At 51.5% G+C, this 16577-nt stretch carries 19 protein-coding genes; 16 read left to right on the top strand and 3 right to left on the bottom strand.

Features of this window, described 5'->3' with window-relative positions; all coding sequences use genetic code 11:
• On the bottom strand, positions 1 to 183 hold the full coding sequence (locus tag TSP01S_RS09990; RefSeq protein WP_041078197.1) for a ferredoxin: 183 nt from the start codon (positions 181 to 183) through the stop codon (positions 1 to 3).
• Positions 184 to 272: 89 nt separating this feature from the next.
• Between TSP01S_RS09990 and TSP01S_RS09985 the strand changes: the two genes are divergently transcribed.
• The 16 genes from TSP01S_RS09985 to TSP01S_RS09910 are packed head-to-tail and all read left to right on the top strand — an operon-like array spanning position 273 to position 13852.
• Positions 273 to 944, top strand: a complete 672-nt coding sequence (locus TSP01S_RS09985) for a lipid-binding SYLF domain-containing protein (RefSeq protein WP_041078195.1) — start codon at positions 273 to 275, stop codon at positions 942 to 944.
• A gap of 29 nt (positions 945 to 973) precedes the next feature.
• Positions 974 to 2950 (top strand): excinuclease ABC subunit UvrB, encoded by a 1977-nt coding sequence (gene uvrB, locus TSP01S_RS09980; RefSeq protein WP_041078193.1) that lies wholly within the window; start codon positions 974 to 976, stop codon positions 2948 to 2950.
• Positions 2934 to 3698 (top strand): inositol monophosphatase family protein, encoded by a 765-nt coding sequence (locus tag TSP01S_RS09975; RefSeq protein WP_041078191.1) that lies wholly within the window; start codon positions 2934 to 2936, stop codon positions 3696 to 3698. Before uvrB ends, TSP01S_RS09975 begins: the two co-directional genes overlap by 17 nt.
• On the top strand, positions 3695 to 4354 hold the full coding sequence (locus TSP01S_RS09970) for a deoxynucleoside kinase (RefSeq protein WP_052463592.1): 660 nt from the start codon (positions 3695 to 3697) through the stop codon (positions 4352 to 4354). Before TSP01S_RS09975 ends, TSP01S_RS09970 begins: the two co-directional genes overlap by 4 nt.
• Positions 4347 to 5021, top strand: a complete 675-nt coding sequence (locus tag TSP01S_RS09965) for a deoxynucleoside kinase (RefSeq protein ID WP_041078189.1) — start codon at positions 4347 to 4349, stop codon at positions 5019 to 5021. The genes TSP01S_RS09970 and TSP01S_RS09965 overlap by 8 nt, the downstream gene beginning before the upstream one ends.
• A gap of 22 nt (positions 5022 to 5043) precedes the next feature.
• Positions 5044 to 5625, top strand: a complete 582-nt coding sequence (locus TSP01S_RS09960) for a helix-turn-helix domain-containing protein (protein ID WP_041078187.1) — start codon at positions 5044 to 5046, stop codon at positions 5623 to 5625.
• Positions 5613 to 6248 (top strand): DUF4416 family protein, encoded by a 636-nt coding sequence (locus tag TSP01S_RS09955; RefSeq protein ID WP_041078185.1) that lies wholly within the window; start codon positions 5613 to 5615, stop codon positions 6246 to 6248. The genes TSP01S_RS09960 and TSP01S_RS09955 overlap by 13 nt, the downstream gene beginning before the upstream one ends.
• Positions 6160 to 7452: a 30S ribosomal protein S12 methylthiotransferase RimO gene (rimO, locus tag TSP01S_RS09950; RefSeq protein WP_041078183.1), complete on the top strand. Its 1293-nt coding sequence runs from the start codon at positions 6160 to 6162 to the stop codon at positions 7450 to 7452. The genes TSP01S_RS09955 and rimO overlap by 89 nt, the downstream gene beginning before the upstream one ends.
• Entirely contained in the window at positions 7449 to 7967 is a 519-nt protein-coding gene (gene pgsA / locus TSP01S_RS09945; RefSeq protein ID WP_041078181.1) for a CDP-diacylglycerol--glycerol-3-phosphate 3-phosphatidyltransferase, read from the top strand. Before rimO ends, pgsA begins: the two co-directional genes overlap by 4 nt.
• 3 nt (positions 7968 to 7970) lie before the next feature.
• The gene (gene thpR / locus TSP01S_RS09940; RefSeq protein WP_041078179.1) at positions 7971 to 8534 is read left to right on the top strand and encodes an RNA 2',3'-cyclic phosphodiesterase; all 564 of its coding nucleotides are present in this window, start codon (positions 7971 to 7973) and stop codon (positions 8532 to 8534) included.
• Positions 8527 to 9570, top strand: coding sequence for a recombinase RecA (gene recA, locus TSP01S_RS09935; protein ID WP_041078178.1), 1044 nt, complete (start codon positions 8527 to 8529; stop codon positions 9568 to 9570). The genes thpR and recA overlap by 8 nt, the downstream gene beginning before the upstream one ends.
• Positions 9557 to 9991 carry a regulatory protein RecX gene (locus TSP01S_RS09930; protein ID WP_052463591.1) on the top strand — a complete coding sequence of 145 codons (435 nt, stop codon included), beginning with the start codon at positions 9557 to 9559 and terminating at the stop codon, positions 9989 to 9991. Before recA ends, TSP01S_RS09930 begins: the two co-directional genes overlap by 14 nt.
• Before the next feature lie 2 nt (positions 9992 to 9993).
• Positions 9994 to 11517: a ribonuclease Y gene (rny, locus tag TSP01S_RS09925; protein WP_408033239.1), complete on the top strand. Its 1524-nt coding sequence runs from the start codon at positions 9994 to 9996 to the stop codon at positions 11515 to 11517.
• 39 nt (positions 11518 to 11556) lie between these two features.
• Positions 11557 to 12147 carry an isochorismatase family cysteine hydrolase gene (locus TSP01S_RS09920; RefSeq protein WP_041078175.1) on the top strand — a complete coding sequence of 197 codons (591 nt, stop codon included), beginning with the start codon at positions 11557 to 11559 and terminating at the stop codon, positions 12145 to 12147.
• Positions 12108 to 12908: an NAD(P)/FAD-dependent oxidoreductase gene (locus TSP01S_RS09915; protein ID WP_041078174.1), complete on the top strand. Its 801-nt coding sequence runs from the start codon at positions 12108 to 12110 to the stop codon at positions 12906 to 12908. Before TSP01S_RS09920 ends, TSP01S_RS09915 begins: the two co-directional genes overlap by 40 nt.
• A complete protein-coding gene (locus TSP01S_RS09910; RefSeq protein ID WP_041078172.1) occupies positions 12905 to 13852 on the top strand; it encodes a radical SAM protein in 948 nt (315 codons plus the stop codon). Before TSP01S_RS09915 ends, TSP01S_RS09910 begins: the two co-directional genes overlap by 4 nt.
• Positions 13853 to 14064: 212 nt before the next feature.
• Here the strand turns inward: TSP01S_RS09910 and TSP01S_RS09905 are convergent, their stop codons facing one another.
• Positions 14065 to 15639: a CTP synthase gene (locus tag TSP01S_RS09905; protein WP_041078170.1), complete on the bottom strand. Its 1575-nt coding sequence runs from the start codon at positions 15637 to 15639 to the stop codon at positions 14065 to 14067.
• Positions 15636 to 16568 (bottom strand): carbohydrate kinase family protein, encoded by a 933-nt coding sequence (locus TSP01S_RS09900; protein ID WP_041078168.1) that lies wholly within the window; start codon positions 16566 to 16568, stop codon positions 15636 to 15638. Before TSP01S_RS09900 ends, TSP01S_RS09905 begins: the two co-directional genes overlap by 4 nt.
• Positions 16569 to 16577: the final 9 nt, after the last annotated feature.

Genomic DNA, 16577 nt, shown 5'->3' with positions numbered 1-16577 from the left:
TCACTCTTCGATGTGGATCGCACCTGTGGGGCAGCTGTCGGCAGCGTCACGTGCACAGCTTTCTTCCGTTTCGGGTTGAAGAACCTTTGCCTTGCCATCGTCTGCAAGCTTGAAAACTTCGGGGCAAAGGCTCTCACAAACACCGCAACCGATGCAAGCGGCTTCGTCAACCCTGACTCTCATTCCAAACACCTCCTGTGTTCTTTGAACCTAAGTCTTATTATAGTAGAAACACAACGGAACGTAGTAAACTTCTTTGGGGAGGTGTCACCATGAAGAAGGTGGTGATTTTGTTGGTCTGTGTTCCTCTGTTCATCTTCGCTGTTTCCGCGAACGAGCGTCTGAGCTCGGCTTTAACCATTCTGAAAGAGCTGTCGAACATTCCAGACAGTGGGGCTTTCGTTGAGCTGTTGAGGCAGGCGGAAGGCATCGCCATCTTTCCGAGCCTGATCAAGGTGGGTCTCGTCATCGGTGGTCAGTACGGTGAAGGTTTCATGCTCAAGCGCAATGTTGATACTGGTAAATGGTACGGACCGGTATTTCTGAAGCTCACAGGCCTGAGTCTTGGCGCACAGGTGGGGATTCAGAACGTCGGACTGGTGCTCGTGCTGATGAACGAACAGGCTGTGAAGAATCTGGTCTCAGGCAACATAACTCTCGGCGGTAGTGTGAGCATCGCCGCAGGTCCTATGGGTAGGTCTCTCTCTGCGGAAACGGATTACAAGCTCCAGGCATCGATGTATTCTTACTCTGTGAGCAAAGGATTTTTCGCGGGTCTTTCCCTGCAAGGATCGATCGTTCAGGTTGATAACGACGCCAACAAAGAATACTACGGTTCACTTTTGACCAGTGAAGAAATGCTGAAACGCGAGCCCGGGACGAAGGAAGCCATAGAACTGGTCAAGTTCCTCAACAGCTTGATTTACCTGCAACCTGGTGAATGACAGGATCTCGATCGGGAGGAATTGAGAGTTTGTTCCAGCTGGTTAGCGATTTCGAACCCACCGGTGATCAACCGCAGGCCATAGAAAAACTCGTGGAAGGCGTCCTCAAAGGTTACAGGTTCCAGACGCTCATAGGTGTGACTGGCAGCGGCAAGACGTTCACGATGGCCAACGTGATCGCGCGCCTGAACAGGCCGGCACTGGTCATCTCGCCGAACAAGACTCTTGCCGCGCAGCTTTACGGTGAGTTCAAGTCGTTCTTTCCTAAGAACAAAGTCGAGTATTTCATCAGTTACTACGATTATTACCAGCCGGAGGCGTACGTGCCCTCGAAGGACCTCTACATAGAAAAGAACGCAGACATCAACGACGTTCTTGTGCGCATGAGGATGTCCACGTTCAAATCCGTGAGAACGCGCAGGGACGTCGTCGTGGTGGCGAGCGTTTCCTGCATCTACGCCTCAGGCGATCCCACGGATTTCGACACGATGAACATCCAGCTGCACGTTGGTCAGAGGATCGAACCGTACGAAGTGGCACAGAAACTCGCGAGGATAGGTTACTCGAGGAGCAACGAGATCACTCTCAAAGGTTGTTTCAGGCTCGCGGGAGACGTGCTGGAGATATACCCAACTTACCAGGACGAGGCGATCCGCGTCGAGTTCTTCGGCTCCGTGGTGGAAAGGATAGAATCCTTCGACAAGCTGAACAGGACAACCATAGAGGATTATCAAAAGATCACGATCTACCCGGCTGTGGAGTTCATAACCACCGAGGAGAAACTCAGGCGCGCCATCGAATCGATCAAAGAAGAACTGCAGCAGAGGCTTGAAGAACTGAAAAAGCAGGGAAAGCTTCTGGAGATGCAAAGGCTCCAGCAGAGAACGATGCATGATTTAGAATTGCTGATGTCCGTAGGACACTGTCCAGGCATAGAGAACTACTCGCGGCACTTCGATGGACGTAGGCCGGGTGAGCCACCCTACACGCTCCTGGATTATTTTGACAAAGATTTCATCGTTTTCATAGACGAATCACACATCGCGGTACCGCAACTGAGGGCCATGTGGCGCGGGGAGTTCTCTCGAAAGAAGAATCTCGTGGACTACGGCTTTAGACTCCCTTCCGCTTACGACAACAGACCACTCACCTTCGAGGAGTTTCTGAAAAAGGTACCGCAGATCATCTTCGTCTCGGCGACGCCAGGACCTTTCGAGCTGCAGGTGAGCGAACAGGTTGTCGAGCAGCTGATCAGGCCAACGGGTCTCGTCGATCCGGAGGTCGAGGTGAGACCCACCAAGGGACAGATAGACGATCTCGTCTTCGAGATCAAGAAGGTCGTCGAGAGGGGTGAAAGGGCACTCGTGACCGTGCTCACGAAGAAAACGGCCGAAAGGCTCAGCGAGTATCTGACCGAACTTGGTATCAGATCGCTCTACATACATTCAGAACTGGACGCGATCGAGAGGATTGAAGTTCTCAAGAAACTGAGGCGGGGAGATGTGGATGTCGTCGTTGGAATCAACCTTCTCAGGGAGGGACTGGATCTTCCTGAGGTGTCTCTCGTGGCCATCCTGGATTCGGATAAGGAAGGTTTCTTGAGATCGGAAACCACGCTCATACAGATCATGGGCAGGGTGGCGAGGAACCTCAACGGTAAGGTGCTCATGTATGCAGACCGTGTCACGCCAGCGATGCAGAGAGCGATAGAAGAAACTAACAGGAGGAGACAGATTCAGATCGAGTACAACAAAAAGCACAACATAACTCCAAAGCCGATCATAAAGCCGCTGCAGATAGAAATATTCGAAAAGTTCATGGACGAGAAGCCCAAACTGGAGTACCTCGATCTCGTGAAGGATCTGAGTCTGGAAGAACGCATAGCGGTTCTGGAAGAAGAGATGTACAGGGCCGCGAGCGAGCTGAGGTACGAGGATGCTGCCGTGCTGAGGGACGAAATTTTCAGACTGCGGGAGGAGTTGAGGAAGAATGAAACCCATCTGTGAAGCTGCCAGAAAAGCTGGAGAAATCGCCATGGAGTTTTTCGAGAAAGAACTCTCGATAAAAACGAAGAGTATGAGGGCAGACGTTGTGACTCAGGCGGATGTGGAGTGTCAGAGGGTCATAGTCGAGGTCCTGAAGGCCCATTATCCGGGTGCGATCTTCGTTCTGGAAGAAGGTTTTGAAGGGGGAAAGATACCTCACGGTGAGACTGTTTTCGTTGTGGATCCCATAGATGGAACACTGAACTATTCGCATTCTTTGCCTTACTTTGCGGTGAGTATAGCCAGGATGAGTCACGGAAGGATCGTCGAAGGAGCAGTCTACTTACCTTTCAGTGACGAAATGTTCTACGCAGAGGAAGGAAAGGGCGCATACCTGAACGGAAGACGCATCGTGAACGACAAGAAACCGAGCATGGATAGAGCCCTCCTGGTGACCGGCTGGCCGTACGATGAGGGCAAGATGGACTGGGCGTTGAGGAGTGTGGAGAAACTCAGCAAATTGTGTCAGGAGGTCAGGATCATAGGTTCGTCCGCCTTGGAACTCTGTTACCTTGCGTGTGGTAGGTTCGATGGTTACTGGGAGATCGCCCTGAAACCGTGGGATGTTGCCGCTGGCGTTCTGATCGCACGTGAAGCTGGGGTCGTCGTGGGAGGATTGAACGGGGAATTCGATCTCGAGAGTGGAGAAATAGTTGCAGCGACGTCCACACTGTTCGAGCAGTTGAGATCTGCTCTGATCGAGCTGTGAGACCGAAAATCGTTGTTGAAGGAACCGTTGGAGCTGGCAAGACCACCTTCATCGAGGTCGTTTCGAAAAGACTCGGTCTGAAACCTCTCTTCGAGCTTACAGATGAAAAGCTGGTTGATCTTCTCGCGTGCTTCTACGCGGACCCTGCGAAGTGGGGTTTTCACCTACAGATCTATTTTCTCACGAAAAGATTCCAGCAGATGGAACTGGCGAAGCAGATCGGAGATGTCGTCATGGACAGGAGTATATTCTGCGATCACATCTTCCCCACAGTGCTTTTGAAGAGAAAGCAGATGAACCAGCTCGAGTACGAGATATACAGAGAAGTTCACCGGGAGTTTTTGAAGTATTCTGTCCCACCTTCCTTGATGGTTTATCTGCGCTGCTCGACTCGGACAGCGATAGAAAGGATCAAGAAGAGGGGGCGTGAGTGGGAACTCGCGATCGACGAGGATTACTGGTATAGCCTGAACGAGGAGTACGAAAGGTACTTTTCGGATTACGATCTGTCGAGTCTGCTGATCATCGATTCAGATTCCATGGGCGAAGATTTCTTGGGTGCTGAAGAGGCTGTAATCTTCGCCTTGGAAGCAAAAGAAAAGGGAGTCTGGCTGTACGATGGGAACGAGATCAAAAGGAGGAATCGATGTGCTTGAAATCGTAGTCGAAGGAACGGTGGGAGCCGGTAAGACTGCGCTCGTTGAGATACTCGAAAAGGAATGGGGTATGAAGGGTTTCTACGAGATGAACGACGAGCTGGCCGATCAACTGCTGGAGAGGTACTATTCCGACCGACACAGATGGTGTCTCACCATGGAACTCTACTTTTTGCACAAAAGGTTCCTTCAGCTCCAGCAGGCGAACCGGACCGAGCGGGCGGTCATGGATCGATCGATGATAGGGGACTTCGTCTTCGTGAGGATGCAGAGGCACATGGGTTTCCTCCAGCCACTGGAATACACCATCTACGAGCAATTCTACCGGACCATGTCCGCGATTTCACCGCGACCGAAGCTGCTCGTGTACATCAAATGCAGCGTTGAAACGGCTGTGAAACGCATCAGAAAGAGAGGTCGACCGTACGAGCTGAACGTTGAAGAACAGTATTGGGAACAACTGGTGAAGTTTTACGATGAAACCTTCTTCGATGGCCTGACAGGAAATGTGCTCATCATAAATGGTGACGAACTGGATTTCATTGAAAACGACCATCACAAGCTACTCGTGCTCGAAGCCGTTCGGGAAAGTCTGAAGAACGAAGGCGTGCACTGGCTGGACAGCGGGGGACTCAGGGTTCTGGAGAACTGGTATAATAAAGTTTAGCTGGGTTTGAGGTGTGATCGGTTTGGAAAAGGAAAAGTGGGTCATCGTTGGTGAAACGCTGAGGAAAGCGCGCGAAGCGCTTGGTTTAACGCTTGAACAGCTGTCACAGAAGACAGACATTCCCGTGTGGAAACTCAGATTGATAGAAGAAGGGCAGTTCGACAGGGTGGACGCACCCTTTTACGTCAGGCATTACATAAGGCTGTGTGCCCAGCAACTTGGTTTGGATGCGGATCAACTCATAGGTGCAGAAGATCTGTCGAAGGAACACGTTGAACCGGAATCCAGACGGAAGGAACGTTCCACGGCTGGGTTCCTCAACACATTGATGATGGTCGTTTGCCTCATCGCTCTGGTGATGTTCATCTATTCTGCTGTTAGGTTTTTCGGTGTGCTGAACCAGCCGAGTGCAAAGCTCGTGAACACTGGAAATCAGGCGATTTTGCTGGACGGAAAACCCGTTGTGCCCGGTGAATCGGTCCTGCTGAAGGTTGGCAGCAGGTACAAGGTGGAGAACAACAAGGGTGGTTGCACGATAGTTACGATGAACAGACGGTGGGTGATAAGGGTCGAAAACTTCGAGGTGGTCCTGTGGGAGAGGTGAAGCAGCCCGAGCTGGTGAACCTCGTTATATTCATGTTCTCACAGTACGTGGACTACTGGGTGGAGGCTTTGAGACCCGAGCTCGAGCTGGCGTTTGGGAAAATAGATTACATTTCGAAGAAATTGCCGTTCAGCATCTACACGAGCTACTACGACACGGAGCTGGGTTCGGATCTCTGGGGTGTGCTGATGAGCTTCGAGGAGCTGATCCATCCGTCGTTGCTCGCGGATGTCAAGATGTACACGAACGAACTGGAGAAGAAGTACAGCGTTGAAGGAAAACGGAAATTCAATCTCGATCCGGGGTACGTGCACCATTCGAACTTCGTTCTCGCTTCAACGAAATCCTGGGGAAACAGGGTGTATTTGAAAAACGGTATCTACGCTGAGGTGACCTTGCTGTATCTGTCTGGAGAGTTCAAGCACTGGGAATTCACTTATCAGAACTACAGGGATGAGGAGTACAAGCAGGAACTGAAGAAGATCAGAGACCTTTACATGAAGAAAAGGAAGCGTTTCTTGAAGGGTGAGATCGATGAGAATAGGAATAAAGGTTTTGGGTTGTCCGAAGAACGAGGCAGATTGCGATGTCCTGGAGGCGATCCTTCGGGGCAAGGGCCATGAAATAGTCAGCACTGTTGACGAAGCGGACGTCGTGATCTTAGATACATGTTGTTTCATAGAGGATGCGAAGAAGGAATCGATAGATGAGATCCTTGATTTCATAGAGTACAAAAAAAGAAAACCTTTCTTCCTCTGCGTGAAGGGTTGCCTCGTACAGCGGTACGCACGCCAGCTCGTTGAAGAACTCCCCGAGGTGGACGCCTGGTACGGTGTAGTTTCACCCCAGCGCATCGCCGAGGCCCTCGAACAGGGAGTCACCTATCTGGTGGGAGAACCCGAGGCGGTCTACGATTGTGCTCCACGTTCGAAGTTCGGCAGCTACGCTTATGTCAAGATCGCCGATGGTTGTGACAGGAGCTGCACTTTCTGCGCGATCCCTTCGTTCAAGGGCGGGTTCAGAAGTCGCAGTGTCGAAAGTATAGAAGCGGAAGTACGGGAATTGGTGAAAGGAAACGTCAAAGAGATCGTTCTCGTCGCTCAGGATACAACCGCCTATGGTGTCGATCTGTACGGCAGACCTTCCCTGCCTCGCCTTCTGAAGACTCTCGACAACATCGAGGGTGATTTTCGCATTAGGGTCATGTACATGCACCCAGACCATTTCGATGAAGAGATACTCGACACTTTCTGCAACACACAGAAGGTTCTGCATTATTTCGATCTACCCGTTCAGCACGGAAGCGATGAGATACTCGCAAAGATGGGGAGGATCAGAAAGAGTGACCAACTTCTAAACCTGATTTCTTCGATACGCAGAGTTCTACCCGATGCGGCGATAAGATCGAGCGTCATCGTCGGATTCCCGGGAGAGAAGGAGAAAAACTTCGAAGAACTTCTGGATTTCCTGAAAGCGGCGAAATTCGAAAGGCTCGGATGCTTCACCTACTCAGATGAAGAGGGAACTTCAGCGAGCAGAATGAATGAGAAGGTCGATGAAGAGATCGCGAAAGAGAGGCTGGAAGAAGTTCTTTCGCTTCAGTCGGAGTTGGCGAAAGAGAGCCTGTCCAGGTTCGTCAACAAAGAACTCGAGGTTCTCGTGGAGAAAGCGGCCAGGAACCACTACATAGCCAGATCTCACCTCGATGCACCGGAGGTGGACGGGATAGTCAAAGTTCGCAAAAGCAAGAGACTGAGTCTGAGATCTTACCATCGCGTCAGAGTGATCGACACCGATGGTTTCGATTTCGAGGGGGTAGCACTATGAACGTGCCGAACATCGTCACACTCTCGAGGCTCGTACTGACTGTACCCGTTTTCCTTGCGATCCAAGCGGGTGCGTGGAAGTTAGCACTGTTTTTCTTCGCACTGGGTGCCCTGACCGATTATCTCGACGGACTGCTCGCGAGAAAGTTGAACCAGGTGACCAACCTTGGCAAGGTGATCGATCAGATCGTGGACAAGGTTTTCGTCAATTCCACACTGATAGCACTGATACCTTTCGTTCCTGCCTGGCTGGTGGCGTTCATCGTGGCGAGGGACACGCTCGTGAGTGCGGTCAGAATCCTGGCGGCCGGTAAAGGAACGATCGTGCAGGCGAACGTGTACGGGAAGGTGAAAACCGTTGTTCAGATGACACTCATAGTCGCGGTTCTTCTGTTCAGAAGCTTCTCCGTTTCTGCGATCGTGGTGGAAGTGATATTGATCTATCTGTGTGCGTTCTTCACGATGTTGTCGGCCATCGTCTATCTTTACCAGAACAGGAAAATGCTGGGGGGATGAAACGTGCGAACCTTCATCGCGATCGACGTGAACGACGCTGTGAGGGATGTGTCTCAGCAGGTCATCGAGAAGCTCATGAGGAGAGGATTCAAAGCGAACTGGGTCAGCAGGGAGAACGTCCATCTGACTCTGTTCTTCCTCGGGGAAGTGGATCCGAAGAGGATCGATCAGGTCGCTGAACACATCTCCCACAGAATTCGAGGTTTTCCTTCTTTTTCTTTCGTCGTCGAGAAGGTTGGATACTTCGCCCGGAACAACCAGCCCAGGGTGATCTGGCTCGGTGTGAAGGCGAACCAGCTCCTGTACAAACTCTACGAGGAGACGAAAGCTGAGCTCGTCAAGCACAACTTCAGTTTTGAGGAGAAGTTCTCACCCCACATAACCATCGGCAGAATCAAGGATTTTCCACCAGCCTGGCAACCGCTCGTGGAGGACATAACCTACGATCCGATAATCGTCGCTGTGGATCGGATCGTTGTGTACTCATCGACGCTGACACCCTCAGGCTCGATCTACCGAAAGGTTTACGAATGCCTTTTCGAAGGAGGTCTGATCAAGCATGGCTGAGAAGGAACAGAAAGAGAAGCTCGAGGTTCTTGAGAAGGCTATCAAGAAAATCGAAAGCAACTACGGTAAAGGTTCGATCATGATACTGGGAGAAGAGGCGCAGGTTGCTCCTGTGGAGGTCATATCCACCGGCTCACTCGCGCTGGACATAGCAACCGGTGTGGGAGGCTATCCCAGGGGAAGGATCATAGAGATCTTCGGACCGGAAGCCAGCGGTAAGACCACTCTCGCGCTTCACGCCATAGCCGAGGCACAGAAGGCCGGAGGCGTCGCTGCAATAATAGACGCAGAACACGCCCTCGATCCGCTCTACGCCAAAGCGCTCGGGGTGGACCTGAAACGTCTGCTCATCTCCCAGCCGGATTACGGTGAGCAGGCTCTCGAGATCGTCGATGAACTTGTGAGAAGCAATGCGGTCGATCTGATCGTCGTCGACTCCGTGGCGGCTTTAGTTCCCCGTTCCGAAATCGAAGGCAGCATGGGTGAGATGCAGGTTGGTCTCCAGGCCCGTTTGATGTCTCAGGCTTTGAGGAAGATCGCCGGCAGCGTGAGCAAATCCAAAGCCGTCGTGATCTTCACGAACCAGATAAGGATGAGGATCGGGGTGATGTTCGCCAACCCCGAAACCACCACGGGAGGCCTCGCGCTGAAATTCTACGCGACCATGAGGATCGAAGTCAGAAAGGCTGACACGATCAAGGACGCGACGGAATCGATCGGCATCACAGTTACGGCGAAGGTGGTCAAGAACAAGGTGGCCCCACCGTTCAAAAAGGCCGATCTGGACATCATATTCGGCAAAGGGATCGTGAGGGAGAACGAGCTGTTCAATTTGGGTGTGGCCGAGGAAATCATACAGAAGAAAGGAAGCTGGTTCTTCTACGTCGCGGATGATGGAAAAGAATACACGCTCGGACAGGGTAAGAGCAACGTTGTGCTCTTCCTCGCCCAGAATACAGACATCGCCATGGAGATAGAGAGGAAGATAAGGCAGAAGTACAATTTGCCGATGGGTGAAAGAAATGCAGCTAAATGACGCGCTGAAATATGCGAAAAGATTGCTGAAGTTCAGAGTGAGATCCCGGGCTGAGATCAGAGACAGGCTCTCGATGAAGGGCTTCGATCCAGAAACGATCGAAGCCGTGATAGATCGTCTTGAAAAATCGGGTTTCCTCGACGATGAGAAGTTCGCTTATCTCTACGCCAGCGATATGCTCGCCGTTCACGGTTATGGACCTGTCAGGATAAAGATGAAGTTGAAGCAGCTCAAGGTGGACGGTGAGATCATCGATAGGGTGCTGGAAAGGGTCATGCAGGAAACGGACGTAAGGCAAGTGATGAAGAAACTTCTTGAAAGTCGAAAACTCTCCGGCCATGAAGCGAGAGAATTTCTCTTTCGCCGGGGTTTCACAACGAAAGAAATAGATTTGCTCGAAGAAGGAGGTGCTGAGACATGACGCTGGTTGTTGCTGTGATCTGTGCATTTGCAGGTCTGTTCTTCGGATATTTGATAGCGAAATCGAACATAGAAAAGGCCTACAGGCGTGCGCAGAAGGACGCCGAGAGCATCATCAAGAAGGCGGAACAGGAGATAGCTGAGATGAAGAGGAAAGCGATCATCGAGGCGAGGGAAGAGGCGCACAGACTGAAAGAAGAGATCGAATCAGACCTGCGAAAAAAAGAACAGGAAATAAGAGCGATAGAAGAAAGGCTTTTGAAAAGGGAAGAAATGCTCTCTCGAAGAGAGGAAGCCGTTGAGAAGAAGGAAGCGTCTCTGGAATCTTTGAGGGTACAGCTCGAAGCCGCGAAAAGGAAGATCGAGCAGAGGGAGAAGGAACTCGACGAGAAGTTCACACAACTCGCCGGTATGACCGTGGAAGATGCGAGGAAGATCGTGCTCGAAGAGGCTCGAAACAGATACGAACACGATCTTGCGCTCATGTTCAAGCAGATCAAAGAGCGCTACGAAGAGGAAGCTGAAAGGGAGGCGAAGAGGATCATCGCAACCGCTGTGCAGCGTTACGCGCCCGAATACATAGGTGAGATAACTGTTTCCACCGTCAGCCTTCCGAACGATGAGATGAAAGGAAGGATCATAGGTCGAGAGGGAAGAAACATCAGAGCCTTCGAAAAGATCACGGGTGTCGACCTGGTGATCGACGATACTCCTGAAGTCGTCGTGCTTTCGAGTTTCAATCCCATCAGGAGAGAGATCGCGCGCATCACGCTTGAAAAACTCGTCGCCGATGGTAGGATACATCCTGCGAGGATCGAAGAAATGTACGAGAAAGCCAAACAGGAAGTGGAAAAAGCGATCAGAGAAGCCGGCCAGGAAGCCGCTTTGAGGGTTGGTGTGACGGGGATACATCCAGAGCTCATCAAGCTCCTGGGCAAACTCAAATACAGGACCAGCTACGGTCAGAACGTGCTCGCGCACTCCATAGAAGTCGCGCAACTCGCAGCGCTCATGGCCGAAGAGCTGGGACTCGATCCGGAGAAGGCCAAACGTGGAGGTCTGCTGCACGACATAGGCAAGGCGCTCGATCACGAAGTTGAAGGTTCGCACACAGAGATAGGCGCCGAAATAGTGAAACGCTACGGTGAACCTGAATACGTCGTGAATGCGATCATGAGTCATCACGGAGAAGTCGAACCTTCCTGCCCCGAGTCGGTCTTGGTGGCTGCAGCGGACGCACTTTCGGCGGCGAGACCAGGCGCCAGACGTGAGGACCTTGAAAACTACATCAGACGCTTGGTGAAGATGGAAAAGATCGCGATGAGCTTCAAGAACGTTGAGAAAGCTTACGCGATACAGGCAGGTAGGGAAGTGAGGGTCATCGTCGAGCCCGACAAGGTGGACGATGCCGAGGCAGAAAAGATGGCCTACGAAATTGCGAAGAGGATAGAAGAAGAGGTGGAATATCCGGGAGTTTTGAAGGTGGTCGTCATAAGGGAGAAGAGGTCCGTGGCTTATGCGAAATGAGGGGGGACGTTCGTCCCCCTTTTTTCATGGGGTGGTGCTGTGTATTTTGAGAAAGAAAAGGCTAAGCACCGACTCTCGCTGACAAGACCCGCTCTGCTACTGATAGACCTTCAGAAGTATTTTTGCCAGAAAGACGGGAAAGCCTACCTCGCTGGTGTCGAAAGAATGCTCCCAGTCGCACAAAAGCTCTTGAAAATCTTTGTAAACAAGGAGCTGCCCGTGATCGTAACGATCCACAGAGGAAACAGCCCATCCATGGTCAAATGGTGGAACAACTCCATCGAAGATGATCAAGCAGAGCCGTGTTTAGATTGTACGGGTGCCATCCTCCTTTACAAGGACTCTTACGATGCGTTCCACATGACGAATCTGGAAGAGATACTCAGGGAGAAGAAGGTGGAACAGATAGTCTTGGGAGGAGTCATGACGCATCTGTGTGTTGAAACAACGGCGAGGAGTGCTTTCGTCAGAGGGTTCGATGTGGTCGTCGTTGAAGACGCATGCTGGGACAAGGAAGATTGGTACCATTTCGCCTCCTTGAAAAATTTGGCGCACGGTTTTGCTGTCATCGCGAATTCGGGTGAACTGATATGCGCGTTGGAATCGTTGGAGCCGGTCCGGCAGGTGTAACGGCGGCAGTGTTTCTGAGTAGATACGGTGTCGAAGTGACGGTCTTCGAGAAAGAAGAGGTTGGAGGTCTCATAGTGAACGCGTGGCGGATCGAGAATCTGCCTGTGTTTTCACCGTGCAGTGGAGAAGATCTCGTGAAGGTGCTGAAAGAAAGGTTTGAAGAAAGCGGATCCAGGTTGATCCACGAAGAAGTGCTCAGCGTACACGAAAGGTCCGTAAGAACCGTTTCAGCCACCTACGACTTCGACGGCGTAATCGTTGCAACGGGAACGAAACCTAAGAGGATCGAAGAGTTCGAGGTGAATCAAAACGTGGTCTACGAATTCAAAAGGTTGCCCCGCGGGATCAAATCGCTCGCCATCTATGGTGCGGGAGACGTTGCGTTCGATGGAGCTTTGAAAGCGAAACACGTGGGAATCAGTGAGGTTCACATCTTCAGCAGATCCGATCGAATGAAGGCAGTGCCAAGATTGGTGCAGCTGGCATCTGATCTGGGTGTTCGTTGTCATCAAGCCGAACCGATACGGGCTGTTGAAGGGTTTGGAGGAAGGGTGAAACTGTTCACGGACGTTGGAAGTTACGATTTTGATGCCCTGCTCATCTGCATAGGAAGGGTTCCAAACGTTCCTGTCATTACGAAACCCTCGCAGCGAGTCCACGTGGTGGGTGATGCGAGTGGAAGTTTCAGACAGCTTGCGATCGCCATGGGACAGGCGGTCGATGCCTGTATGAAGATCCTCCAAGGAGGGTGGTGCTCTTGAGAGTGCTGGCCGAGTACGGTAGAGAAGACATCGCGGTCGTTTATCTGGGTGAGACTTCGAAAGGAAGTCTCGTCGAGTTCGTCGAGGCGTTGCAACCACCGTTTCCCGTCAGTGAAAAGTGGGTGTTGATCGTTTCCACATTGAAAGGCTGTCCCATCAGGTGCAAGATGTGCGATGCGGGCGGATACTACGAAGGAGTGCTGGACGAGGATGAAATCATGGAGCAGATACAATACATGATCGAGCGGAGGTTTCCCGACGGGAATGTCAGCAGCAAGAAGTTCAAAATACAGTTTGCACGCGTCGGAGAACCTGCTCTCAACGAAAACGTGCTCACCGTTCTGGAAAAATTGAGTGGTTATCGTAACTTGATACCGTGCATTTCGACAGTTGCCCCCGCCGGCCGTGAGAACTTTTTCGAACGATTGCAGCTCGTAAAAGACGAACGCTACAGGGGACGTTTTCAACTGCAGTTCTCCGTACATTCAACAGACGAAGAGCAGCGAAACCGGCTCATGCCTGTCAGAAAGTGGTCGCTGGAACAGATCGCCGAGTACGGTGAGAAGTTCGTGAAGGAGAACGATCGAAAGATCACTTTGAACTTCGCCGTGTCGGAAGGATCCATTCTGGACGCCCGCAAAATTCTGAAGATCTTCTCCAAGGAGAAGTTTCTCGTGAAGGTGACGCCTGTCAATCCAACGTACAGCGCTCAGCGAAACGGATTGAAGTCCGATGTGGATGTGACCACCGGGATGCCCATCAAACATCGGAAGTTCGTGGAAGAACTTAGAGACAGCGGTTTTGAAGTGATTCTGAGCGTTGGACATCTCGAAGAAAACAAAATCGGTAGCAATTGTGGCATGTACATTCGAAGACACCTGTCGGAACGTCTCGAAAATCCCTGCGCGTACACTTACTTGAATGCGCAAATACAGTCTTCTTAAGGTGCTGAGAGAAAAACTATCTCTGCCGAACGGTGAGGGGAGAGCACCCCTATCAAAAAGCACTGAACGTCGACCTCACGCATGGGGCACTATCGTGTCCTGAAGACTGACCTTTCGTGCGGTGAAGCATGGCATCGTGCACTCGTCGAGGAGCACGAAATGGGTTTGAAAGTGAGACAGTGATCCGGCCCAACCTGCGGTAACGGCCCGTATCAAGTGAGCCGTGACAGGGTATCCACGAAAGCTTTGAACAGTGGATGCGGTCTTCCAACCTTCGTTTTCAGTTCCGGATGGTACTGTATGCCTATGAAGAAAGGATGATCTTCGAGTTCGATCGCTTCGATGAAGTTCGATTTGGCGCTGATGGTCAGTTTGTAACCCTTTTCACCAGGCATTTTGAACAGCTCGGGGAACTGATCGTAGTTCACCTCGTAACGATGTCTGTGCCTTTCTGTGGTTTCTTCGATACCACCGTATATCTGCCAGAGTTTTGTTCCACTGAGGATGCGCATAGGTTGTGCGCCGAGTCGCATCGTTCCGCCAAGCTGCAAGATTTTCTTCTGTTCCTCCATGAGCGTTATCACTGGGTAGGGTGTGTCGGGATCGAACTCTGTGGAGTTGGCCTGTCTGTAACCCATGACGTTCCTTGCGAACTCAACTACCATCAGTTGCATGCCGAGGCAAATGCCGAGTATGGGTTTACCGTGTTCTCGCGCGTACTGTATGGCTTTGATTTTCCCCTCGATGCCTCTTTTACCGAATCCACCGGGCACGATCAGACCGTCGAACTTGGAGAGGACGTCACAAACTTGTTCGTAGTTCATACTCTCCAAGTTCTGGGCGTCAATCACCGTGGGTTTGATGCAACCGGACAGGAATATGGACTCTATGATGCTCTTGTAGGCGTCGTCTGTTCCAAGGTATTTCGCGATCAACGCTATTCTGTATTGCTTGAATTCTTTCGGATAGTCCCAGCTTAACTTCGTATCGTCGATGATCAGGTTGAGCTTTCTTGCGACCTTTCTGTGGACATCGAGATTCTTGAGCAGTTCAACTATCGAATAGACGTTCGGAACGTCTGGCAGATTTATGACCATGTCCTGAGGCACTCCACCGAACAGGGCCACTTTCTTTATCGTCTCCGAGTTGACTGGCGTTTCCGTCCTGACCACGATCATGTCTGGGTTGAGCCCAGCCCTCCTGAGCAACTGAACCGATTGCTGAGTGGGTTTAGTCTTGAACTCGTTTGAGGTTTTCAAATAAGGAACGTAGGTGACGTGGATGAACATGAAATCTCCGAAGGGTTTCTCCAAGGCGAGCTGTCTGACGCTCTCCAGGAACACCTCACTCTCTATATCGCCGACCGTACCTCCGATTTCGATGACGTTCACTTCTCCCTCCAGTGACTCTATTCTGTGCTTTATCTCGTCGGTAACGTGCGGTACTATCTGCACGGTCGAACCAAGATAGCCTCCGTCCCTCTCCCTCTTGACGATTGTCGAATATATCTGACCCGCCGTTATGTTGTTCCTCCTGCTCATGTCCTCGCCGAGGAACCTCTCGTAATGACCCAGATCCAGATCCGCTTCGTAACCGTCTTCGGTGACGAACACCTCACCGTGCTGGTTGGGATTCATCGTGCCCGCATCGACGTTGAGGTAAGGATCTATCTTCAACACGTTCACCTTCACACCGCATTCCTTCAACAACCTGGCCAGCGACGCGCAGAATATTCCTTTACCAACGCCGCTGAGCACTCCACCTGTTACGACGATGAACTTCTTCACAGAGATCCCTCCAGGACAGCTTTGGCCAGACTCTCCTCACCTTTCGATTTCAGAAACTCCACGAGTTTGTCGCGGGTCGGACTCGCGCTGGAACTTCCCACTTTCGTCACAGCCAGTGCGGAAGCGGCGACGGCGAGCTTCAGTGCATCCCTGACGTTCATTTTTTTCAGCTTCGCGAGGATGTAAGCGGCGTTGAACGCATCTCCCGCCCCAGTGGTGTCGACGACTTCCACATCGTAGGCATCGACGTGGTAGGACATCTTTTCCGTGTACAGCGTCGCACCCTTTCCACCGAGCTTCACAACTACCTCCTCCACCCCCACGTTCAGGAGCTTTTTCACAGCCTTTTCGATCTCGGTTTCCTTGGTCATTCTCAAAAGTTCGAGTTCGTTCGGTGCGACGGTGTCTGCGTACGCGAGAGTCTGTAGTTCGATCGTCTCAGAAAAGCCCGCAGGATCAACGAAGACATATTTTCCATTTCTCTTCGACATCATGATGACTTCCTGCGCCGTCTCGCTTGGGATACCCATCTGAACGAACACAGCTTTGCACCTTTCAAGAAAAGTCCAGTCGATCTTGTCGGGAGTCAGATGTGCGTTCGCACCCAGTATGTGGAACATGGTGTTTCGCCCATTCGACTCGACGACGATGAACGTCTTTCCTATCTGTTCTTCACAGCTCTGGATCGAATCGATGCCCACACCGTGTTTTTCCAACCGTTTTAGCACGGTCTGAGAAACCGAATCGGTTCCGATCATCGCGACGAGCTGGCACGGAACGTTCAGTTTCGCCAGGGCGATCGCGGTGTTGGCGCCTTTCCCACCTATATCCGTGAAGGTCTTCGTGCACAGATGGTTTTCCCCGATGTGTATTCGATCGACGTAGAGAAACGTGTCGATATTGATCTTACCAAACACTGTAACGCTCATGGACTCATC

The sequence above is a fragment of the Thermotoga caldifontis AZM44c09 genome, assembly GCF_000828655.1.
Taxonomy (GTDB): Bacteria; Thermotogota; Thermotogae; order Thermotogales; family DSM-5069; genus Pseudothermotoga_A; species Pseudothermotoga_A caldifontis.
This window is presented reverse-complemented; position numbering and strand designations above follow the sequence as displayed.